Source organism: Erythrobacter sp. K21-9 (assembly GCF_055808355.1).
Genome location: NZ_CM147866.1, coordinates 3,254,763 through 3,276,838, shown reverse-complemented (window position 1 = coordinate 3,276,838; position 22,076 = coordinate 3,254,763). Strand labels below are relative to the sequence as shown.

The window sequence follows — 22,076 nt, the reverse complement described above, 5'->3', positions numbered from 1 at the left end:
CCGCGATTGCAGCGCTGCGGCAAATGCGGCTACACCTGCCAGCCATGACGGGACATTATCCAAACACGCGCCTGCGACGCACTCGTGCAAGCGGGTGGAGCCGCGCGCTTCACCGCGAAAACCAGCTTGCGCCGACTGATCTGATCTGGCCGCTTTTCGTGACCGAAGGCAGCGGGGTAGAAGAACCGATCGGCACGCTTCCCGGCGTATCACGCTGGTCGGTAGAGGGGATCGCGGCGCGGGCGAAAGAGGCGGTAGCGCTTGGCATCCCGGTCGTCGCCCTGTTTCCGAACACGCCCGCAGACAAACGCAGCGATGACGGAGCCGAAGCGCACAATCCCGACAACCTGATGTGCCGGGCAATACGCGCGATCAAGGATGCGTGCGGCGAAGATATCGGCGTCCTTACCGATGTCGCTCTCGACCCATACACCAGCCACGGTCAGGACGGCCTGCTCGACGACAAAGGCTATGTGACCAACGACGATACAGTCGCAGTGCTGGTCGACCAGGCGATCAACCAGGCGCAGGCCGGTGCGGACATCATCGCCCCATCCGACATGATGGATGGCCGCATCCACGCGATCCGCATGGCGTTGGAGATGGGCAATCATGCCAACGTCCAGATCATGAGCTATGCCGCGAAGTATGCGAGCGCATTTTACGGCCCGTTTCGCGATGCGGTGGGATCGGGCGGGCTGCTCAAAGGCGACAAGAAAAGCTACCAGATGGATCCGGCCAATTCGGACGAGGCGCTGCGCGAAGTCGAACTCGACATTGCCGAGGGCGCGGACAGCGTCATGGTCAAGCCGGGGCTCGCTTACCTCGACATAATCTACCGCGTAAAAGAACGGTTCGGCGTGCCGGTCTTTGCCTACCAGGTGAGCGGCGAATACGCGATGATCGAGGCGGCTCAGGCGGCGGGCATCGGGGACCGCGATGCGCTGCTGATGGAAAAGCTGATCGCGTTCAAGCGCGCCGGGTGCTCTGGCGTGCTGACCTATCACGCGCCAGTGGCCGCCCGCCTGCTCAATGGGTGAATTTCGCCATGAAACGGACCGGTTGATCTTGCGCGACTGGCGCGAGGAGGACTGGGCGGAATTCTGGCGCGTCACCAACACACCCGCTGTGATGCGCTGGCTCGGCGGGGTCGCGGACGAGGACACCATGAATGCCGCCCGCGCGCGCCTCGAAGGCTACCGCGAGAAGCACGGCCACACATTTTGGGCGGTCGAGCGCAAAGGCGACGGTGCGATCCTCGGATTTTGCGGGCTTAAACGCTGCGTCGAAAAGGCCGGGCCGTTCGGCGCGATGGAGGTCGGCTGGCGGCTGCGCGAAGATGCCTGGCGCAAGGGCTATGCAAAGGAAGCTGCGACCGCATCGCTCGATCTCGCTTTCGATCGTTTCGGTGCCGACGAGGTGGTTGCGCTGACTTTCAGGGGCAATGCACCGAGCTGGGGCCTGATGCTGAGGCTCGGGATGACCCGCCGCGAAGACATGGATTTCGTAGATACGATGTGGGACCTCGATGATCCGCTGGCGATCGTTTACGCGATTACACGGGGGCAGTGGGAGCATCGCAATGGGTGACCTCGTGCTCGAAACCGAGCGGCTGGTGCTGCGCCAGATCGGTGAGCACGATGTAGATACCCACGACGAGGTTCTGAACACACCAGCGGTCATGGAATATCTCGGCGGGACGATGGAACGACACGAGATCGAGGCGAGGCATGCCAAGGGTATGGCGCTGTTCGCCAGAGAGGGATTCAGTTTCCTGTTCGCTCACAAAAAATCGACGGGTGAGATCGTGGCCTATTGCGGCATAAAGCGCGTCGACAACCCGCTCGCCCCCAATATCGGTGACCACGAAATCGGCTGGGTCGTGCGCGAGGATCGCTGGCGGCGCGGATACGCTTACGAGGCCATGTGCGCGGTTATCGATTGGGCTTTCGGGCCTATCGATGCGCCGTTTGTCGTGGCACTAACTTGTGAGAGAAATACCGGCAGCTGGAAGCTGATGGAGAAACTCGGCATGGAAAGGCGCGAAGAGCTCGATTTTCAGGATCCCGCAATGCCCGATGCGAGCAATCCGACGATCCAGTATTCGCTCTCCAAACAACAATGGGAGAATCGCTAATGTACCGCCCCGGTGTCAACATCATCCCGATCCACGGCAAGACGCCGCACATTCACGAAACCGCTTTTGTCGCTCCCGGATCGACCATTATCGGCGATGTCGAAATCGGCGCAGGCAGCTCGATCTGGTACAATTGCGTGCTACGCGCGGACGTCTTCACGATCCGCATCGGGGAGCGCACCAATGTCCAGGACGGCAGCGTCCTCCACTGCGACCCACCGCGCCCCGGTGACGAAGAGGGATCACCGCTGATCATCGGCGACGATGTCCTGATCGGGCACATGGCGATGGTGCATGGGTGCACGATCAAGGATCGCGGCTTTGTGGGCCTCGGCGCGATTGCGATGAACAAGGCGGTGATCGGCTCCGACGCCATGCTCGCAGCCGGCGCGATGCTGACCGAAGGCAAGGTGATGGAAGACCGGATGCTGTGGGCGGGCCGTCCGGCCAAACCGATGAAGGAGCTATCCGATGCGGCGATAGCCGGGATGCGGATGGGCGTCGCGCATTACGCCGAGAACGCGAAGCAGCGCGCCATCGCGGTGTTCGAATGCGGGCTTGAATAAGGGCAAGTTTCAGCCCGGCCCCTTGGTCAGATATGGCATCATGTGCGGCATGAAATCCGCTTTCCCGATATCGACGCCTTCGCTGCGCAGGATCGCGTAGGCGGTTGTGAGGTGGAAATAGAAGTTCGGCAGCGACCAGTCGCGCACATATTGCTCCGCCGTCAGGGTGAACTCCATGCCATTGGGCAGATCCAGCAACACCGTGTCACCGGGCGCGATCAACTCGTCGGGCGTCACGCCATCGAGCAGTGCGGCTGTTTCTGAAAGTGCAGCCTTTGCCTCGGCAAGGCTGCGCGCGTTCTCGTCACGCGATGCAAAGCTGCGATCCGTGAGGCGAGGTAATGCCTCGCCCGGCAAATTGGCGACAAACCGCGCCTGGTTCGCGAATGGGTGCATGTCGTCTGCGAGCCGCGCCTCCATCAGGGCATCGCCCTTGGGATGCGCCTCGGCTTTGGTGAGCAGACCGGTCAAGGTGTCGATCCGGCTACGAAACACGGCGATGGATTGGTCGTAGAGCGTCATTGGAAGCCTCCTTCAGACGCTTAGTATCAGGCTAGTTGCAATATGCAACTCAATCACGGATCAGGGCGCGCAGACTTTCTATCCGATCCGCTTCATGGACCGGCTTGTCCCAGCGGATGCGGTGGATGCGGGGGAAGCGCATGGCGAGGCCGGACTTGTGGCGCTTTGACGTGTGCACGCTGTCGAAGGCGACTTCGAACACCAGGGTCCGCTCGACCTCGCGCACCGGACCGAAGCGGTTGAGCGTCGTTTGCCGCACGAGCCGGTCGAGCTTTTTCAGCTCCGCATCGGTAAAGCCGGAATAGGCCTTGCCGACGGGCAGCAGCTCTGCCCCTTGGTCGGGATCGCCGTCCCAGCAGCCGAATGTGTAGTCGGAATAGAAGCTCGAGCGCTTGCCACTGCCGCGCTGCGCATACATCAGCACCGCGTCGATCAGCAGCGGATCGCGTTTCCATTTGTACCACAGCCCGACCTTGCGCCCGGCAATATAGGGGCTGTCTCGCCGTTTCAGCATGAGGCCTTCGATCGCGTCCTCACGCGCGCCTTCGCGGATTTCGGCGAGATGTCCGAAATCGTTCGCCTCGACCACGGCGGAGATGTCGAAATGGCTTGTCGGCAGCTTCCCCATCAGCGCCTCGAGCGCGCCGCGCCGCTTGGTCCAGGGCTGCTCGCGCATGTCATCGCCCTCGACCAGCAACGCATCGTAGAGCCGCACAAAAGCGGGCGCCTCCTTCAGCATCTTCTTCGAGACCGTCTTGCGCCCGAGCCTCTGCTGGAGCGCGTTGAAACTCGCCGCGCCGCCTTCTTCACCGCCCTGCATTGTGCCGCGCACCAGCAATTCCCCGTCGAGCACGGCATCCATCGGCAGGACATCGAGAAGCTCGGGAAAGGTCGCTGATATATCGTCGCCGCTGCGCGAATAGAGCCGAGTTTCGCCTGCCACCCGGACAAGCTGCGCGCGAATGCCGTCCCACTTCCACTCTGCGGCGTATTCTGCAAGATCGACCTCGGTGTCTTCGAGCGGATGCGCGAGCATGAAAGGGCGGAAGCGCGGCTTGTTTGACACATCGGGCGGACCAGCGCCGTCCGCGCCCCATGCGAACAGCTCGGGATAGGGGGCCTCAAGCGCGTGCCAGTATTCCTCGACCTCCACCACCGACACGCCGAAGGCTTGCGCAAACGCGGTCTTGGCCAGCCGCGCGGAAATGCCGATGCGCATCCCGCCGGTCGCAAGCTTGATCAGCGCAAAGCGGCCATTGGCGTCGAGCCGGTCGAGCAGCTTCGGCAATTCCTTCGGCGCGGTGCTGCGATTGAGAGCGGCAAGCCGGTCGACCACCTGCGCCACGCTCGGCACGTCGCCGTCCACCACCTCTGGTTCGGGCCACAGCAGGCTCGCGGTTTCCGCCGTATCGCCGACGAAATCGCGGCTTAGTGTCCAGAGCACCGGATCGACTCGGTCCTTCATCAAATTGCGGATAGTCGAAGACTTGACCGCTGGAAAATCGAGCTCGCCCGTCAGCGCAGCGAGCGCCCAGCCACGGTCCGGGTCAGGCGTTTCGCGCAGATATTCGGCGATAAGTGCCAGCTTGCGATTGCGGCTGGTCGTGTAGACAAGTGTGTCCAGGAGGGCGGCGAACTCCTCCATTATTCGTCCTCGTCCTCGCGGCCCACGAGGGCAAGCGCGCGCGCCTTGCGCTGGCCAAGCTCGCACCAGCGCAGCAGCGCCTCTTCGCGGCCATGTGTGATCCATGTTTCCTGCGGGTCGACCTCGTCGATAGTCTGCGTCAGCTCGCACCAATCGGCATGGTCGGAGATGACGAGCGGCAATTCGACGCCGCGCTGCCGCGCCCGGCCGCGCACTCGCATCCAGCCACTTGCCATCGCGGTGATCGGCTCGGGCAGGCGGCGCGACCACCTGTCGTTTAGCGCCGAGGGCGGGGCGACGATGATGCTTCCGCGCATATCGTTTTTCTCATGCTCGGAGACTAGCCGCAGTTCGCCCAAGGCAACGCCATGATCTTCGTAGAGTCGGCACATCTTCTCCATCGCTCCGTGAAGATAGATCGGATCGGAGTGCCCCGCTGCCCGGAGTCCCGCAATCACTCGCTGCGCCTTGCCGAGTGCATAGGCGCCGACCAGCGCGCTCTTGTCCTGATTTTCGCCGAGCGCCTTGGTCAGCTTCGCCATCTCGTCTTCGATCGGCGGGTGGGTGAAGACCGGCAGGCCGAAGGTCGCCTCGGTGATGAAGATGTCGCACGGGGTGACTTCGAAAGGCGCGCACGTGGGGTCCGGGCGGCGCTTGTAATCGCCGGTAATGACAACGCGCTCGCCAGCATGTTCGAGCAATATCTGCGCCGAGCCAAGCACATGGCCTGCCGGGATATAGGTCGCATCGACGCCGCCGGGCAGGCGGATCGTCTCACCATATTCGACCGGAATCGCCTTAGTCGGGATCTCCCCGCTCTCATCGGCGACGCCTGTGCGGTAACGTAGCGCCATGATCGCCAGCGTTTCCGGTGTGGCATAGGTTTCACCGTGCCCGCCGCGTGCGTGATCGGCATGGCCGTGAGTGACGAGCGCGCGGCCCACTGCCTTGCCGGGATCGATCCAGCAATCGGAAGGGATGATCTGCACGCCCCAGGGTTCGGGGCGGATCCAGGAAAACGGGGCGCTCACAGGAATTCAACACCCCTTGAGCGCAGCCGTTCCTCTATTCAGCGAGCCGCGTCGGTCCGATATTTGTCGAACCACTTGATAACTGCATCGGTTTTCGCGGCGAGCTGGCTCGGGGACATGGTGGTGTCTCCGTGGCTCGCCCCGGGCGTCACCAGCAAAGCGGTGTCCACACCCAGCAGCTTGAGCGCGCCGTAAAGCTGCTCGGCTTCGCTGCGCGGCGTTCGGTAGTCTTCGTCGGCAACGAGGACCAGCGTCGGCGTCTTGATATTGGCCGCCGCGGCAAGCGGAGAGCGTGCCCAATAGCCTTGGGGATTCTCCCAAGGCGGGCCCTTCATCCAATAGCGTGAGAAGAACGGATATCCATCGGCCATCAGCGCCATGGTTGTCCAGTTGATCACTGGCTTGTTAGAGGCCGCAGCGGCAAACCGGTCGGTCTTGCCGACCATCCACGCGGTCAGGATCCCGCCGCCGGAGCCGCCGGTTACGAACAGGTTGTTCGGATCGGCATAGCCTTGCGCAACGGCTGCATCGACGGCAGCCATCAGTTCTGCATCGTTGGGTACGGGATAGGTGCCATCGATACCGTAGGCGAAGTCAGCGCCGTATCCAGTCGACCCGGCGGGGTTGGTGAAGAGCACGGCGTATCCCGCGCTCGCGTAAAGCTGGTAGTCGCTGGCGAAATGCGGGCCATAGGATGCGAACGGCCCGCCATGTATTTCCAGGACCATCGGCACGCTGCGTGCCTTCGACATAGTCGGGCGGCAGGGTGATCCAGCTGGGGATGTCGGTGCCGTCGGGCATGGTGACCGTGATCTGACGCGTTTCGCCGAGGCGTTTGCCCGACAGCTTGAGATCGTTGAGGCTCGTAAGCTGGCGGGTACGTCCGCTTCGCACGACGGATATGTTCGATGGCCTTGTCGGCGTTCCGCTTGTGAAGGCGAGCGCGCCGCCTTTGGATACGGACCACTGCCCGCCGACATAGGGCCGGGTGTAGCCGGGCGATGCGACCCGTGCGTCGAGCTCGCTGACATTGCCCGACGTCGAAATTCGCGCGACCCGGTAGACACCCTCGTCTTCGTAACCGGCGAAAAGGCCGGCATCGGTCCATTCGAGGCTGTCGAAGGAGCGATCGAACCCGGCTGCGATCTGCTGCTGGTTCGATCCATCGGCGTCCATTAGGTACAGGCGCGTTTGGTGATAGTCGCGGCCTTCATCGTCGAAGCCGAGATAGGCGATCCGGCCGCCATCCGGGCTTACCTGCGGAGACGCGTCGACCCCCTGACGCGTCGTCATTTCGGTTATCCCGCCCGACGCAAGATCGATCGCGTAGATCTCCGTGTCCTGACCGGCAAGCTCCCAATCCTCGTCGCGATTGCCGCTGATGTAAATGGTCTGGCCATTGCGCGCCCATTCAAGCGCGCCGGAATGATTGCGATCCCCGTAGGTCAGCTGTCGGGGTGCGCCACCGGTGGCTGAAACGACGAAAATCTGGGTGAAGCCGGGTTTGAGATAGCCCGCGCCGTCATAGCGATAGGTCACGGCATCGGTGATCGAGGGCGGCGCTTTCCATTCCGCGCCCTCCGGCTTGGGCGGCGGACTACCGAGGCTCAGCGGCTTGGCCGGTACGCGCGCTGTGTATGCGATGCGCGTGCCATCGGGGGACCAGCTGATCCCGCCAGGGCTTTCTGGCAGGGCGGTGATGTTGGCGCTTTGGCCGGTGGCCATCCATCGCACATGCAGCTCCGGCCCGCCGCCGCTTTCGGTCGACACATAGGCGATGCGCGTTCCATCAGGCGACCAGCGCGGGCTTCCATGCGATCCCTTGCCGGTGACCAGCGGCGTTTCCGCGCCGCTAGCAACATCGACCAACCAGATCGAGCTGACCGCGCTGTCGGTCATGATGTCGTTGGTGCGCCTTACATAGGCAATCTGTGATCCATCCGGACTGATTTGCGGGTCGGTCGCGACGCTCAGCCCGAACAGGTCCGCGCCGGTGAAATACGGGCTTGGTGCCGAGCTGCTTGCGCTGCCGGTTTCGTGATCGTCTGCCGCAAGCGGGACGGAAAAGACCAGCGCTCCGGCGAGGAAAGGAAGTGCGCGTGTAAACATGATCGGCCCCCAAATTGCTTTGGGGGCCGATCAATCACATTGGCGCGGAAAAATCCAGCGCCGGCAGGCTATCACTTTTCGCTGTCGCTGCTGCCGGAGCTGTCAGAGGCTTCGGCACTGGAGTCCGTATCGCTCGCGGGCGGTGTCTTCTTCGCCGCCGGCTTCTTCTTGGCCGGAGCCTTGCGCTTGGGCTTTGTCTTGGGCGGTGCGGGCGTGAGTTCGAAGGCGGGTTTGCCGTCCTTCACCGTCACATGCACCTCGCCGCCATCGGCCAGTTTGCCGAACAGCAATTCCTCGGCCAGCGGTTGCTTGATCTTGTCCTGGATCAGGCGGCCCATCGGACGCGCGCCATAGAGCTTGTCGTAACCCTTGTCGGCGAGCCATTCGCGCGCATCACCATCGAACTGGATGTGGACGTTCTGTTCGGCGAGCTGGAGCTCCAGCTCAAGAATGAACTTGTCGACCACGCGGGCAACGGTGCTCCTGCCGAGATAGGCAAACGGCACGATCGCATCGAGGCGGTTGCGGAACTCCGGCGTGAACATCTTGTTCACGGCCTCGGTCCCGGCATCTTCCTTCGACACGTCGCCAAAGCCGATGCCGCTGCGCGCCATATCGGATGCGCCCGCATTGGTCGTCATGATGAGGACGACGTTGCGGAAATCGACCGTCTTGCCGTGATGATCGGTCAGGCGGCCATTATCCATCACCTGCAGCAGGATGTTGAAAAGATCCGGATGGGCCTTCTCGATTTCGTCGAGCAGGAGCACGCAATGCGGGTTCTGATCAACCGCATCGGTTAAAAGGCCGCCTTGATCGTAACCAACATAGCCCGGAGGCGCACCGATCAGGCGCGACACGCTATGGCGCTCCATGTATTCGGACATGTCGAAGCGTTTCAGTTCGATCCCCATGATCGAGGCGAGCTGGCGCGCAACTTCGGTTTTACCCACACCGGTCGGGCCGCTGAACAGGAACGAGCCGATGGGCTTGTCCGGATCGCGCAGGCCTGCCCGGCTGAGCTTCATGGCGGTCGAGAGGCGGGTGATCGCCTCGTCTTGCCCGAAGACGACATGCTTGAGGTCGCGGCCGAGGTTTTCGAGCGCCTTCTTGTCATCCTTCGACACCGATTTCGGCGGGATCCGCGCCATCGTCGCGATGACCTGTTCGATCTCCTTGGCGGTGATCTTCTTCTTGCGTCGGCTGGGCGGGACCAGCATCTGCATCGCGCCGACCTCGTCGATCACGTCGATCGCCTTGTCCGGCAATTTGCGATCATTGATGTAGCGCGCCGACAGCTCGACCGCAGTTTTCAGTGCATCGGGCGTGTATTTGACGTTGTGGTGTTCCTCGAAAGCGCTGCGCAGACCCTTCAGGATCTTCACCGTGTCCTCGATGGTGGGCTCGTTTACGTCGATCTTCTGGAATCGGCGCAGCAGCGCGCGGTCCTTCTCGAAGTGATTGCGAAATTCCTTGTAGGTGGTCGAACCGATGCAGCGGATCGTGCCGCCCGACAGCGCCGGTTTCAGCAGATTCGAGGCGTCCATCGCCCCGCCGCTGGTCGCGCCGGCACCGATGACGGTGTGAATCTCGTCGATGAAGAGGATGGCGTGCGGCATCCCTTCCAGCTCGGAGACGACCTGTTTCAGCCGCTCTTCGAAATCGCCGCGATAGCGCGTTCCGGCAAGCAGCGCGCCCATGTCGAGCGAGTAGATCACCGCGGGCTCCAGAACGTCGGGCACATCGCCTTCGACGATCTTGCGCGCCAAGCCTTCGGCAATGGCGGTCTTGCCGACTCCGGGATCACCGACATAGAGCGGATTGTTCTTGGAGCGGCGGCAGAGAATCTGCACCGTCCGGTCGACTTCGGGACCGCGGTCGATCAGCGGATCGACCTTGCCGTCCTCGGCTTTCTTGTTGAGATTGACCGTGAACTGGTCGAGCGCGGTTTCCTTCTTGTTGCCGCCCTCCTTGGCCGCCTCGGCGTTCTCGCCCGGGGCGTCTTCGCTTCCGGTGGGCTGCTTGCTCTCGATCTGGCGGCCGCCCTTGCCGATGCCGTGGCTGATATAGCTCACCGCATCGAGACGGCTCATGTCCTGCTGCTGAAGGAAATAGACCGCATAGCTGTCACGCTCGGAGAACAGCGCCACCAGCACATTCGCGCCGGTCACCGTGTCCTTGCCCGAGGACTGGACGTGCAGGATCGCGCGCTGGATCACCCGCTGAAAACCCGCAGTGGGCTGCGGATCGGCGTCTTCCTCGGTCTTGAGCGACTGGTATTCCTGGTCGAGATATTGCTTAACCACCTCTCCCAGCTCCGCCAGGTCCACGCCGCATGCGGCCATGACCTGCGCCCCGTCCTCGTCATCGATCAGCGCGAGCAACAGGTGCTCGAGCGTCGCATATTCGTGACGCCGCTCGGATGCATGGCCGAGCGCATTGTGGAGGGTGCGTTCAAGATTCTGGGCAAAACTGGGCATTGAGTTATCTCTAGCAGAGTGGAGGGGAAAGGTTGCTAATCGAGAGAGTTAAAGGCGGTTTCATCATATATGGGTCGGGCTGCGGAAATTGCGAATCCGGTTGAGAGGCATTTCGAGATACGCAGTGCCGCCTCATGCGGATTTGCTGCCGGGCGATTGACTGGCAAACAAAGCGTCGGCTGCAGCGCGATGAGCGGACGCCTTGTCGCGGTGCTGTTTCACGCGGGCAATTTCGGCTTCGAGCATCGCGATACGCTCGGCCAGTTCATCCTGCGAATAGGGCGCAAGATCCTCTGACACCAGCCTGCTGGCGGCGTCGCCTTTCGGGCGCGGAAGGTCTCCGTCATCCATTGATTGCAGCATCGCAAGCCAACCGGCTTGCTGTCAATGCGCGCGGCAGGTATTTGCCGCGTCGAATAGCGCCGCTTTGGCGCGAAACGGGGCATATTTATGGGTAATGGGCGCGCGGCAAGCTTACCGGAGACAATGATCGCCATCGGTTTCGATGCGCCCGGCGGACCCGAAGTGCTCGCGCCGGAGCAGGCCTCCATTCCCGAAATTCGCGCTGACGATGTCCTAATCAAGGTTGCCTATGCCGGCGTGAACCGGCCCGATTGCATCCAGCGGGCCGGGCATTATCCCGCCCCTCCCGGAGCCTCGCCGATCCTCGGGCTGGAGGTAGCCGGCGAAGTGGTCGCGGTCGGCAGCGAAGTGCCCTCGGAAATGGTTGGCCAGATGGTCGCCGCGCTTACTCCAGGCGGGGGCTACGCCGAATATTGCGCCGCTCCGTGGCAGCACTGCCTGCCCGTCCCGTCAGACATGGACATCAAATCCGCCGCTGCTTTGCCCGAGACGCTCTTCACCGTCTGGCACAACGTGTTCGAGCGCGGAATGGCGCGCGATGGCGAGCGGTTGCTGGTGCATGGCGGCACGTCGGGGATCGGGACCATGGCAATCATGCTCGCACGCGCATTCGATATCGAAGTTATCGTGACCTGCGGAGACGAAGCCAAGTGCGAAGCCGCGCGGCAGGTGGGCGCGAATCTCGCGATCAATTACAAGGAAGCGGATTTCGTCGAGGCAGTGAAGGAGCATACCGGCGGTGAGGGTGTGAACGTGGTGCTCGACATGGTCTCGGGCGATTACGTGCCGCGCAATCTTCAATGCCTTGCCGAAGATGGCCGCCACGTCACAATCGCCGTGCTGGGCGGGGCGAAGGCGGAGCTGTTCATGCCGATGATAATGATGCGGCGGCTGACGCTGACCGGATCGACCCTGCGCCCGCGCTCCGACGCGTTCAAGGCGGCGCTGGCGGATGAGATCGCGGCGAATGCTTGGCTGCTTTTCACCAGCGGAGAGCTCGCCCCGGTGATGGACCAGACCGTCCCGCTCGCCGAAGCCGCCGCCGCCCATGCGCGGATGGAAGCGGGCGAGCATATCGGCAAGATCGTGCTAGAGGTCGGCTGATGGCCGACACCCTGATCCTCCACGAAGATCCGCGCAGCGGCAATTGCTACAAGATCAAGCTGACAGCGGCGCTGTTGTCCGTACCGCTCGAGGATCGGCAATACGATATCCTGAAAGGCGAGACGCGCACCGACCACTTCCGGGCGAACATCAATGCACATGGCCGCATTCCGGTGCTCCAGATCGGCGAGCGGTTTCTTCCCGAGAGCAACGCGGCGTGCTGGTATCTCGCCGAGGGCACGCACCTCGTTCCCGAAGACCGCTTCGCTCGCGCGCAGATGCTGCGCTGGATGTTTTTCGAGCAATACAGCCACGAGCCCAATATCGCGACCCTGCGGTTCTGGTGCCGTTTCGTGGGCACTCAAAATCTCACCGATCAGCAGCGCTCCCAGATGATGCCGAAACAGGTTGCCGGACGCGAAGCGCTCGGAACAATGGAGGCGCATCTGGCAGAGGGCGACTGGATGGCCGGGCCGTCGGCCTCGCTCGCCGATATTGCACTCTACGCCTACACCCATGTCGCCGAAGATGCCGGGTTCGACCTGTCCGAGTTTCCCTCGATCCGCAGCTGGATAGACCGGGTCGCGGCGCTCGAAGGCTTTGTCCCGATGGCGTGAGATTTGGCGCTGAATGGCTCACCGGCACGCCGTCGCCAGGCTTTCGCATTTACACAAAACCGTCACGCGGTTGTGAATCGGCTGTAACAATGGGCTGTCATGGGGAGGGAGCAAGAACGCCAGCCGAGGGGGTTTTCTCATGACCGACTTCATGCTTTCCAGCCTGCCCATCAACGCGCCGCAGATACCCGAGCCAGCTGTTGGAGGCCGCACGCGGTATCGCACAATCTGGATCAGCGATGTCCATCTGGGCACGCGCGGCTGCAATGCCGAAATGCTGATAGACTTCCTCGACCGCACCGATAGCGAAACGATGTACCTGGTGGGCGACATCATCGATGGCTGGCGACTCAAGAAGAAATTCTACTGGCCGTCTTCGCACAACGATATCGTTTGGCGCATCATGAAGCGTGCCAAGCGCGGTACGCGCATCGTCTACATTCCCGGCAACCATGACGAGATGTTCCGCCAGTTCACCGGCCTCAATTTCGGAGGGGTCGAAATTCGCCGCGCGGCTTTCCACGACACCGCGGATGGTCGGCGGCTGATGGTGCTGCACGGCGATGAATTCGATGCCGTCATGCTGTCGCACCGCTGGCTCGCCTTTGTCGGCGACTGGGCCTATCATGCCGTCATGAGGCTCAATTACGTCGTGAATGTCGCGCGCAAGCTTGCCGGAAAGCCCTATTGGTCGCTTTCCAAGGCGGCCAAGCACAAGGTCAAGAACGCGGCCAACTTCATCTCGCAATACGAGGAAATCGTCGCCAGGGCTGCCGGTGATCGCGGAGTCGACGGGGTGGTGTGCGGGCACATCCACACCGCCGAAATGCGAGAGTTCGACCATGATGGCCGCACGGTCGAATACTGGAATGACGGCGACTGGGTCGAAGGCTGCAACGCGCTCGTCGAACATCACGACGTACCGGATGGAAATCCTCAACTGGCCCGACGTGATCAAGGACCGCGAGAAGCGCGAAGAAGCCGCCCGCATCGCCGCTGCCGAGCCTGAGCTGGAGGCTGCGTGAACGAACCGGGCATGGTGATACCAGCCGGAGCGCGGGAGGCGCCGCAGTCGATCGCCATCGTCACCGATGCCTGGTATCCGCAGGTCAATGGGGTGGTCCGCACGCTTTCGACCACGTGCGAAATCCTGCGCGAGTGGGGCCACGATGTCGCGGTGATCTCGCCGCAGCAATATCGCTCCTTTCCCGCCCCGACCTATCCCGAAATCCGGCTCGCGCTGACATGGCCCGGCGCGGTCGGGCGCGAACTGCGCAGGATAGCTCCCGATGCGGTGCATATTGCCACCGAAGGCCCGCTGGGTTTCGCCGCGCGGCGGTACTGCGTGAGGCGCAAGGTGCCATTTACGACCGCCTATCACACCCAGTTTCCCGACTATATCGCACGCCGCACGCACCTGCCGGCGAGCACGTTCTGGCCCTATATCCGCTGGTTTCATCGGCCCGCACAGCGCATCATGGTCGCCACAGAGACGATCCGCGCACAATTGCGGGAGCAGGGCCTCACCCATCTCAGCCATTGGAGCCGCGGGGTCGATCTGGGGAATTTCTCTCCCGATGCGCCCCCGCCGGGCGAGTATGCGGCGCTCGAAGGACCGATCCAGCTCTATGTCGGGCGGGTCGCGGTCGAGAAGAATATCGAGGCTTTCCTTTCCTCCACGCATCCCGGCAGCAAGGTCGTGGTCGGCGACGGGCCGGCCCGCGGCGCGCTTGAACAACAATTTCCGGATGCGCTGTTCCTCGGCAGCAAGAGCGGGATGGAGCTTGTCGGGTGCTATGCCGGCGCCGACGTGTTCGTTTTCCCGAGCCGCACCGACACGTTTGGCCTTGTCATGATAGAGGCGCTTGCCTGCGGGACGCCGGTCGCCGCCTATCCCGTGCCCGGCCCGCTCGACATCCTGACCGAGCAGGTCGGGGCGATGTCGGAAGACCTCGAGCGCGCGATTGCAGAGGCGCTGACCTGCGACCGCGCCGAATGCGCGGCCTATGGCGGCAAGTTCACATGGGAGGCGGCGACGCGGCAATTCCTCACCGCATTGGTGGCCCTGCGCGAGGACGAATGCCAGTCGCTCACCGCTGAAACGGCGCTCTAATTGCACTGTTTGCGCGTGCGGGCCCCTATCTGCTTGCCGAGCGCCGACCTTTCGCCTATCTGCAATGGTGCAACGAGCCGCTCCGAAAGGGGCGGCCCTTTACATTTTTACGGAGAATTTCATGGCTCAGGCCAAAACCCAGCCCACTCCGCTGATGCCGCATGCGACCGCCACCTGGCTGGTCGATCACACCGGCCTGTCATTCGAGCAGATCGCCGAGTTCTGCGGTCTTCACCTGCTCGAAGTGCAGGCTATGGCGGACGATCTTGCGGGCAGCAAATACACCGGTCGCGATCCGGTCCATGCCGGCGAACTCACGCTCGAGGAGATCGAGAAGGGTCAGGCGGACGAGAACTATTCGCTCAAGATGCACAAGGCGCCGGTCGAAGTGACCCGCACCAAGGGTCCGCGCTACACCCCGGTGTCGAAACGTCAGGACAAGCCCGATGGCATCGCCTGGGTGCTGCGCAATCACCCCGAGGTGTCGGACGCGCAGATTTCCAAGCTGATCGGTACGACGCGCAACACGATCGGCGCGATCCGTGAACGCGCGCACTGGAACATCCAGAACATCCAGCCGAAAGACCCGGTAACGCTCGGCCTGTGTTCGCAGCGCGAGCTCGATGCGGTCGTCGCCAAGGCAGCGAAGCGCGCAGGCATAACCGAAGAAGCGCCCGAGCCGGTCGAAGGCGCGGACCAGCGGTCGGATAAGGACAAGCTGATCGAGGAATTGCAGGCCGAACGCGAGGAAAACGTCAAGGCAGCCGCGCGCGCCGCTCAGGAAGCCGAAGCCGAAGCATGGCTGGCGGCCAAGCGCGAAGCGGAAGAAAACGGCGTTGCCGTCGAACCGAACGAAGCCTTCGCTGCATCCACGCCCGCGCCAAGCGAGATCGATGACGGTGCGGGCGCAGAACCTGACGCTGCTTCCGATGACGCTGCTTCCGATGACGCCGCCGAAGAGGCTGCGGACGAAGGCGAAAAGCCCGAAGAAAACGCGGGCTGAAATAAGCGGCGTTTACCCGGTAACAGACCAAAGGAAAGGGCGGCCTGGGCCGGCCTTTTTGTTGCAGGGTATCCGCCGCGTGGCACAATATCGCGCGATTATAGGCCGCTAGCATCCGGTTTCCCTTGCCTCTGCGGGAGCGATCTCGCAAGACTGCTGACATGCATGTCAATAAAGCCACCTACCATCACCCGGGCCGCTGGGATGCCGAATTCGAGCTCATGAGCCTGCCTGAAATGCTCGAGCGCACTGCGGCCCATGACCCGTCAGCGCCGTTTCTGCATTTCCTCGGGCGCACCTACAGCTACGGTGACATGCTTGCCGAGGCGAAGCGCTTTGCCGCCGGTCTCGCGGCGATGGGGATCGAAAAGGGCGACCGTGTCGGGCTGTTCCTGCCCAATGTCCCGATCTACGCCTCGGCCTATTACGGGGCGATGATGGCGGGGGCGATCGTGGTCAATTTCTCGCCGCTTTACTCTGTCGAGGAACTTGAATGGCAGGTTGGCGACAGCGGAACGCGGGCGCTGGTGACGCTCGACGTGCCCGAGCTTTACGAGACGGCATCGAAAGTGCTGGAAGGCTCCGACCTTGAAACGCTCATCGTCGGGCGGCTGTCCGATATGCTGCCATGGATCAAGGGCACCGCGCTCAAATTGCTGAAGCGCAGCCAGATCGCCGATGTTCAATTTTCCGACCGGGTGCGCGCGTGGAAGGATTGTACGCCCGACAGGCCCGCTCCTGCGATTGCCATCGACCCGGTACGAAGACCTCGCTCTGCTGCAATATACCGGCGGCACAACCGGGCGGCCCAAGGGGGCGATGCTCGGCCACAGCCAGCTGGTGACGAACGCGCAGCAGGTCGCGGCGATCAACCCGTTCGGCAATCCGCGCGAAGAAGTGTTCATGGGCGCGCTGCCGTTCTTCCATGTCTTCGCCAACACCGCGCTGCTGAATCATGCGGTTGCCAGCGGCGGCTCAATTGCGATGGTCCCGCGGTTCGAGGCCAAGCAGGTGCTGCAGACGATCCAGAAATACCGCACCACCGGCTTTCCCGGCGTCCCGACCATGTTTCAGGCGCTGCTCGACCACCCCGATCTTGCCAAGACCGACCTGTCATCGCTGAAGGTCTGCATTTCGGGCGGCGCACCGATGCCCGCGCCGGTCCATACCAAGTTCGAGGAGGTCACGGGAGTGCGCGTGGTCGAAGGCTACGGCCTCACCGAAAGCTCGGGCGTTGTCTCGGTCAATCCCTATGAGGGCACCCGCAAGAAAGGCACGATCGGACAGCTGGTCGCGCGCACGGAAATCGTCCTGCTCGATAAGGAAGACCCCTCGAAACTCGCCCCCGAAGGCGAGCCGGGGGAGCTCGCCATCCACGGTCCGCAAGTGATGCGCGGTTACTGGAACCGGCCCGAGACACAGGCAGAGGTTTTCGTGGAGCGCGGCGGAAAGCAATACCTGCGCACCGGTGACGTCGCGACGATGGATGAGGATGGATTTCTTGCGATTGTCGACCGGATCAAGGACATGATCGCGGTCGGCGGGTTCAAGGTGTTCCCGAGCGTGGTCGAGGATGTGATTCTGGGGCACGAAGCGGTGAAAGAAGCGCTCGTGATCGGAGTGCCCGATGATTACCTCGGCGAGGTGCCGCGCGTGTTCGTCACGCTGGAGCCGGACACCGATATCGGCGCGGAAGCGCTCAAGGGGTGGCTCAACGACCGGGTTGGCAAGCACGAACGGGTCGACAAGGTCGTGATCCGCGAGGACCTGCCCAAGACCATCATCGGCAAGCTGGACCGCAAGGCCCTTCGCGCCGAAGTCCTCTGAGGCCGCCCAAAGGCAACGCGCGCCGAAGTCCTTTGAGGTCCAGATGCAAGAACGCCGCGCGCCTTTGCCAGGCCGCGGCGTTCTGGTTTCTCGGGTAGAGAGCTCCCGATCAGGTCGCGATTTTAAGCTGCGCCTGGTCCTTGTCGTCACCCTTGGCTGGCTTCGAAGAGCTCTGGGAAGAGCCCTGCGAAGAGCTGGAACGCGGTGCCTGGACCGTGCCGCTTGCGCTCGCTGCGCCGCGGCGGGCGTTGGGAGCGAAGCGGCCATCGACTTGCGCGCCCTGCTCGATGGTGAGCGCATCGTAATGCACATCGCCTTCGATCCTTGCGCTTTTCAGGATCACCAGCTCCTTGGCCGTGATCGAGCCGCTGACATGGCCGGCGAGGCGAGCGGTTTCGGCAGTGATGCCGCCACTGACTTCGCTGCTTTCGCCCTGAACGAGCGAGGTGCACTTGATGTCACCTTCGATGGTCCCATCGACATGCAGGTCGGCGGAGGCTGTGATGTTGCCTTCGATCCTGATGTCGGAACCGATTACGGAAAATGTGGAATTGTTGCCGGAAGCCATAGGTTTACTCGCTGGGCGTTGCTGGGGTTGGTCGGACGGAACCGGTTCCGCGGACTTCTTTGAGAACATCGGGGGCGGTCTCCAGGAATGGGCGCGGGTTCACCGCGCGGTTGTTGATGCGGACTTCGAAATGCAGGTGAGGGCCGGTTGAACGGCCGGTGCTACCCAGACCGCCAAGCGTATCGCCTGCATCCACTTCCTGCCCGGCTTCCACATCAAACCGGGACATGTGTGCATACCGTGTCATCATGCCATTTTCATGGCGAACTTCCACAGTCTTGCCGTAACCGCCCTTGCGGCCTGCGAAAGTAACGGTGCCTTTGGCTGCGGCGAAGATCGGCGATCCGCGCGCGCCCTTGAAATCAATGCCCTTGTGCATTGCCCCGCGCCGGGTGAACGGATCGCGGCGAAAGCCGAAGCTCGAAGTGATTTTCTCGATGCTGGCCGGGACGACCTGCGGGATACCGTCGAGTGCACGTTCGAGCGCATTCATCCGGGCAAGGCTGAGGCCGAGCCGTTCGAAGCGCGGATCAACTGTGCCATTGGCAGAGGTCGCGAGAATCTCCAGCGGACCGCCCATTCCGCTCTGGCGCTCGACATTGCGGGCGAGCGCGGCGGGATCGAGGTCGAGCTTGCGCATCGCGGCTTCGGCGCGCTTGGCGCGGGCATCGGCGAAGTGTGTCAGCCGTTCGACCAGCGCCAGCTGGCGGGCTTCAATGCGGGCGAGTCCGAGCGCCTGCGGGATGAATTCGCCGACCTTTTCGATCGTTTCAGCCGCTTCGATGCTCGAATCGGTAACGTTGGTGTCGGTGCTGCGGATATCGTCCGGAAGCATCTGCGCCATTTCTTCGAGAAATTCCTGGCGATTATCAAGATCGTCGACAACCCGGTCCAGATCGCCGCCATAGGCCTTTAGCCGTTCCTGCGAGATCGGCGACGCGCACCTTTTCTTCCTGGAACGAGGCGAGATGCGCTTCGGCCTGGTACTGGCCGAAAGCCATCGCGCCCATCGAGGCGCCCCAGACGAGCGCGAGCCCGGCAACACCGCTGGCGGCTGCCATCTGAACGCGCGAAGAGATCTTGATGAAGCGCACATGCCCCTGCGAGCGCATGAAGAACTCTCGATCGGGGAACCACTCACGGAGTCGTTCGCCCCACGGGCGTGCGGATTTTTTCTGACAATGCGACCCCGGACTTTTTTAGTTTTGCGATCCGGAAGTGTGGCTATCAACCGATTCTGCCCCGGTCGATCCAGAGTGTTAACGCCAACGGCGAAACGATGGGAAATCGGGATGAAACGTGCAGATCCGCAAAAATACTTGGAATCGCTTGAGGAACCAAACTCAAGTGGTCGCGTTAGGGCGCAACTTTTGTGCGACCGGCCGTTCGAATCAATTTGCGAGGCTAACGCAGTGTGCGCTCGAGGCGCGTGCAGCGCATTTTCATTGACCGCATGGTCCCATCGCCCACATGAGTTAGGCCATGACCACCAGCGCCGCCCCCGAAGCCTTCGATCCGGAAGGCCTTGTTTCCGACCTCGCCAAGGCAGGCCGCGCAGCGCAGCGCGAACTCGCAGCCATGCCGAGCGAGGCGCGTGCCGATGCGCTCAGGCTTGCGGCGCGGCACCTGCGCAAAAACAGCGCCGCTATCCTCGCGGCCAATGCCCGCGATATCGAAGCTGGCGAGAGCAGGGGTCTCTCCAGCGCGATGCTCGACCGGTTGAGACTGGATGAAGAGCGCCTCGAAAGTGTCGCTGCCGGGGTCGAAGCGGTTGCGAGCCTGTCCGATCCCGTCGGCGAAATCATCGACCAGAGCGAGCGCCCCAATGGCCTCAGGCTATCGCGTGTCCGCGTGCCGATCGGAACCATCGGGATAATCTACGAAAGCCGCCCCAACGTGACTGCCGATGCCGCCGCGCTGTGCGTGCGTGCCGGAAACGCAGCGCTGCTGCGCGGCGGCAGCGAGGCAGTGCATTCGAATCGCGCAATCCTTGCCGCCCTTGTCGCGGGGCTTGAGCAAGGCGGCGTACCGCAGGCTGCGGTGCAGCTGATCCCGACGCAGGACCGCGCGGCGGTGGGCGCGATGCTGACCGCTTCGGGCCTGATCGACATGATTGTGCCACGCGGCGGAAAAGGGCTGGTGGCGCGCGTGCAGGCCGATGCGCGCGTGCCCGTGCTCGCCCATCTCGACGGCATCTGCCACACTTATATCCACTCCGCCGCCCATCCGGACATGGCGAGGGGGCTGGCGCTCAATGCCAAGCTGCGCCGCACCGGGATTTGCGGGGCGATGGAGACCTTGCTGGTCGACACCCAATTCCCCGGCACGGCCAAGCTTGTCGGCGCGCTGCTCGAAAAGGGCTGCGAGCTGCGCGGAGATGCGCGGATGCAAGCGGTCGACAGCCGTATCATTCCGGCGAGCGCCAATGACTGGGACACTGAATATCTCGACGCGGTGTTATCGGTCGCGATGGTCGACGGGCTGGACGATGCGGTGGCCCATATCGCGCGCCATTCCTCGGCGCATACCGATGTCATCGTGACCGCGGACGATGCGGCTTCGGAGGATTTCCTGACCCGGGTCGACAGCGCCATCGTGATGCACAACGCTTCCTCGCAATTTGCCGATGGCGGCGAGTTCGGCCTTGGCGCGGAAATCGGGATTGCGACCGGCCGCCTGCATGCGCGCGGCCCCGTCGCGCTCGAGGGTCTCACGACATACAAATGGCTGGTGCGCGGCACCGGTCAGGCGCGGCCTTGAAGCTGTCGCCGCGCGGAGAGGGGCGCTGATCCGGACCGGCCTTCTCGGCGGCAGTTTCAACCCTGCGCATGGCGGGCACCGGCGGATCACGCGCTTCACCATGGACGCGCTCGGCCTCGATCAGGTGTGGTGGCTGGTATCGCCCGGCAACCCGCTCAAGCCCACAGCGGGGATGGCACCGCTCGGCGCGCGGCTCAAGTCTGCGCGGGCACAGGCGCGCCGCGCTCCTATCGTGCCTACCGTAATCGAACAGGCGCTCGGCGCGCGTTACACTGTGGATACTCTGAGGAAGCTCAAGAACCGCTATCGCAAGCGCGAATTCGTGTGGCTGATGGGGTCCGACAACCTCGCTGAATTCCACAAATGGCGGCGCTGGCGCGATATAGCGCGAACAATGCCGATTGCGGTCATCGCCCGGCCCGGTTATAACGCAGATGCCCTGGCGAGCCCCGCCATGGCCTGGCTCAGGCGTTATACCGTGCCTGCCGCCAGTTTCCGAAAAACGGGGCAATGGAGCGCACCGGCACTGGTGTTCTTGCGTTTCGATCCTGATCCACGTTCGGCCACGGCCATTCGCCGTGCCAATGAAGATTGGGCATCCGAATATCGAGGCGCCCCGGTTCGCGATCGGCTGACTTTCCAGACAATCCGAATGAGCGAGGATTCATGAGGCGCCGCATAAGCGCTTCACCCGAATGTCTTGCCAAACGGGTTGCCGATCCCCATTTTTACCCGGTAATATGGAGACTTATACTGGCCTATGACACAGGCACACACTGCGGCGGCCACGGCTGGCGCTTCAAAAACCGTTCAGGCAGCGCAGTCCAGGGCTGTTGCTGATATGAGCGAACACGAACTGCACGAACTGGTGATGACCCAGCTTGACGACGATCAGGCGCAGGACATCGTCTCGATCCCGCTCGAGGGCAAAAGCTCAATCGCCGATCACATGGTGATTGCGAGCGGTCGCTCGACGCGCCAGGTCGCCGCAATGGCGCAGAAACTGGCTGAAAAGGTGAAGCATGCAGGCTACGGCCCGGTCCGGGTCGAAGGGTTGCCGCAGGCCGACTGGGTGCTGATCGATGCAGGCGACGTGGTCGTGCACCTGTTCCGCCCCGAAGTGCGAAGCTTCTACAACCTTGAGCGCATGTGGTCGTTCGAAGGCGGCGTGGCCCAGCAGGGCCGGGCGTAGTCTTGTCGGCGCCCTCAGGCGCCGGGCGGCGGACACCCG

At 62.8% G+C, this 22,076-nt stretch carries 21 protein-coding genes and 2 pseudogenes; 13 read left to right on the top strand and 10 right to left on the bottom strand.

The window, feature by feature from the left end:
• Positions 1-44: 44 nt before the first annotated feature.
• Genes hemB through AC0L39_RS16890 form a run of 4 tightly spaced genes read left to right on the top strand, consistent with a single transcriptional unit; the run spans position 45 to position 2,703 of the window.
• Positions 45-1,040 carry a porphobilinogen synthase gene (gene hemB / locus AC0L39_RS16905; protein WP_473262441.1) on the top strand — a complete coding sequence of 332 codons (996 nt, stop codon included), beginning with the start codon at positions 45-47 and terminating at the stop codon, positions 1,038-1,040.
• Entirely contained in the window at positions 1,033-1,590 is a 558-nt protein-coding gene (locus AC0L39_RS16900) for a GNAT family N-acetyltransferase (RefSeq protein WP_473259613.1), read from the top strand. The genes hemB and AC0L39_RS16900 overlap by 8 nt, the downstream gene beginning before the upstream one ends.
• Positions 1,583-2,137 carry a GNAT family N-acetyltransferase gene (locus AC0L39_RS16895; RefSeq protein WP_473259611.1) on the top strand — a complete coding sequence of 185 codons (555 nt, stop codon included), beginning with the start codon at positions 1,583-1,585 and terminating at the stop codon, positions 2,135-2,137. Before AC0L39_RS16900 ends, AC0L39_RS16895 begins: the two co-directional genes overlap by 8 nt.
• Positions 2,137-2,703 (top strand): gamma carbonic anhydrase family protein, encoded by a 567-nt coding sequence (locus AC0L39_RS16890; protein WP_473259609.1) that lies wholly within the window; start codon positions 2,137-2,139, stop codon positions 2,701-2,703. The genes AC0L39_RS16895 and AC0L39_RS16890 overlap by 1 nt, the downstream gene beginning before the upstream one ends.
• A gap of 9 nt (positions 2,704-2,712) precedes the next feature.
• On the opposite strand, the gene AC0L39_RS16885 is transcribed toward AC0L39_RS16890, so the two are convergent.
• The 7 genes from AC0L39_RS16885 to AC0L39_RS16855 all read right to left on the bottom strand — a co-directional run bounded on the left by AC0L39_RS16885 (position 2,713) and on the right by AC0L39_RS16855 (position 10,841).
• A complete protein-coding gene (locus AC0L39_RS16885; RefSeq protein ID WP_473259608.1) occupies positions 2,713-3,225 on the bottom strand; it encodes a DUF1993 domain-containing protein in 513 nt (170 codons plus the stop codon).
• Between the two features lie 49 nt (positions 3,226-3,274).
• Complete coding sequence (locus AC0L39_RS16880) at positions 3,275-4,870, bottom strand: cisplatin damage response ATP-dependent DNA ligase (RefSeq protein WP_473259606.1); 1,596 nt, start codon at positions 4,868-4,870, stop codon at positions 3,275-3,277.
• Complete coding sequence (locus tag AC0L39_RS16875) at positions 4,870-5,901, bottom strand: ligase-associated DNA damage response exonuclease (RefSeq protein WP_473259604.1); 1,032 nt, start codon at positions 5,899-5,901, stop codon at positions 4,870-4,872. Before AC0L39_RS16875 ends, AC0L39_RS16880 begins: the two co-directional genes overlap by 1 nt.
• 38 nt (positions 5,902-5,939) lie before the next feature.
• A complete protein-coding gene (locus AC0L39_RS16870; RefSeq protein WP_473259602.1) occupies positions 5,940-6,539 on the bottom strand; it encodes a prolyl oligopeptidase family serine peptidase in 600 nt (199 codons plus the stop codon).
• The gene (locus AC0L39_RS16865; RefSeq protein ID WP_473259600.1) at positions 6,496-8,010 is read right to left on the bottom strand and encodes a TolB family protein; all 1,515 of its coding nucleotides are present in this window, start codon (positions 8,008-8,010) and stop codon (positions 6,496-6,498) included. Before AC0L39_RS16865 ends, AC0L39_RS16870 begins: the two co-directional genes overlap by 44 nt.
• Positions 8,011-8,081: 71 nt before the next feature.
• Positions 8,082-10,490 (bottom strand): ATP-dependent Clp protease ATP-binding subunit ClpA, encoded by a 2,409-nt coding sequence (gene clpA, locus AC0L39_RS16860; protein ID WP_473259599.1) that lies wholly within the window; start codon positions 10,488-10,490, stop codon positions 8,082-8,084.
• A gap of 132 nt (positions 10,491-10,622) precedes the next feature.
• Positions 10,623-10,841 carry a DUF1192 domain-containing protein gene (locus AC0L39_RS16855; RefSeq protein WP_473259597.1) on the bottom strand — a complete coding sequence of 73 codons (219 nt, stop codon included), beginning with the start codon at positions 10,839-10,841 and terminating at the stop codon, positions 10,623-10,625.
• 99 nt (positions 10,842-10,940) lie between these two features.
• On the opposite strand from AC0L39_RS16855, the gene AC0L39_RS16850 reads away from it, so the two are divergent.
• The 6 genes and pseudogenes from AC0L39_RS16850 (at position 10,941) to AC0L39_RS16825 (ending at position 17,517) form a co-directional block, all read left to right on the top strand.
• The gene (locus AC0L39_RS16850) at positions 10,941-11,957 is read left to right on the top strand and encodes an NAD(P)H-quinone oxidoreductase (protein ID WP_473259596.1); all 1,017 of its coding nucleotides are present in this window, start codon (positions 10,941-10,943) and stop codon (positions 11,955-11,957) included.
• Entirely contained in the window at positions 11,957-12,574 is a 618-nt protein-coding gene (locus tag AC0L39_RS16845; RefSeq protein WP_473259594.1) for a glutathione S-transferase family protein, read from the top strand. The genes AC0L39_RS16850 and AC0L39_RS16845 overlap by 1 nt, the downstream gene beginning before the upstream one ends.
• Positions 12,575-12,713: 139 nt before the next feature.
• Positions 12,714-13,599 (top strand): annotated as a pseudogene (locus AC0L39_RS16840) (UDP-2,3-diacylglucosamine diphosphatase).
• An 11-nt stretch (positions 13,600-13,610) separates the two neighbouring features.
• Entirely contained in the window at positions 13,611-14,687 is a 1,077-nt protein-coding gene (locus AC0L39_RS16835; protein ID WP_473262439.1) for a glycosyltransferase family 4 protein, read from the top strand.
• Between the two features lie 121 nt (positions 14,688-14,808).
• Positions 14,809-15,690 carry a cell cycle transcriptional regulator TrcR gene (locus tag AC0L39_RS16830; RefSeq protein WP_473259591.1) on the top strand — a complete coding sequence of 294 codons (882 nt, stop codon included), beginning with the start codon at positions 14,809-14,811 and terminating at the stop codon, positions 15,688-15,690.
• 161 nt (positions 15,691-15,851) lie between these two features.
• Positions 15,852-17,517: pseudogene (locus AC0L39_RS16825) on the top strand (long-chain-fatty-acid--CoA ligase).
• Between the two features lie 109 nt (positions 17,518-17,626).
• Here the strand turns inward: AC0L39_RS16825 and AC0L39_RS16820 are convergent.
• Genes AC0L39_RS16820 through AC0L39_RS16810 form a run of 3 tightly spaced genes read right to left on the bottom strand, consistent with a single transcriptional unit; the run spans position 17,627 to position 19,197 of the window.
• Positions 17,627-18,085, bottom strand: coding sequence for a bactofilin family protein (locus AC0L39_RS16820; RefSeq protein ID WP_473259588.1), 459 nt, complete (start codon positions 18,083-18,085; stop codon positions 17,627-17,629).
• A 4-nt stretch (positions 18,086-18,089) separates the two neighbouring features.
• The gene (locus tag AC0L39_RS16815; protein ID WP_473259585.1) at positions 18,090-18,929 is read right to left on the bottom strand and encodes a M23 family metallopeptidase; all 840 of its coding nucleotides are present in this window, start codon (positions 18,927-18,929) and stop codon (positions 18,090-18,092) included.
• Positions 18,930-18,954: 25 nt separating this feature from the next.
• On the bottom strand, positions 18,955-19,197 hold the full coding sequence (locus AC0L39_RS16810) for a hypothetical protein (RefSeq protein WP_473259583.1): 243 nt from the start codon (positions 19,195-19,197) through the stop codon (positions 18,955-18,957).
• 370 nt (positions 19,198-19,567) lie between these two features.
• On the opposite strand from AC0L39_RS16810, the gene AC0L39_RS16805 reads away from it, so the two are divergent.
• The 3 genes from AC0L39_RS16805 to rsfS all read left to right on the top strand — a co-directional run bounded on the left by AC0L39_RS16805 (position 19,568) and on the right by rsfS (position 22,037).
• Positions 19,568-20,845: a glutamate-5-semialdehyde dehydrogenase gene (locus AC0L39_RS16805; RefSeq protein WP_473259580.1), complete on the top strand. Its 1,278-nt coding sequence runs from the start codon at positions 19,568-19,570 to the stop codon at positions 20,843-20,845.
• A 25-nt stretch (positions 20,846-20,870) separates the two neighbouring features.
• The gene (locus AC0L39_RS16800; RefSeq protein WP_473262437.1) at positions 20,871-21,515 is read left to right on the top strand and encodes a nicotinate-nucleotide adenylyltransferase; all 645 of its coding nucleotides are present in this window, start codon (positions 20,871-20,873) and stop codon (positions 21,513-21,515) included.
• Positions 21,516-21,686: 171 nt separating this feature from the next.
• The gene (gene rsfS, locus AC0L39_RS16795) at positions 21,687-22,037 is read left to right on the top strand and encodes a ribosome silencing factor (protein ID WP_473259578.1); all 351 of its coding nucleotides are present in this window, start codon (positions 21,687-21,689) and stop codon (positions 22,035-22,037) included.
• Positions 22,038-22,076: the final 39 nt, after the last annotated feature.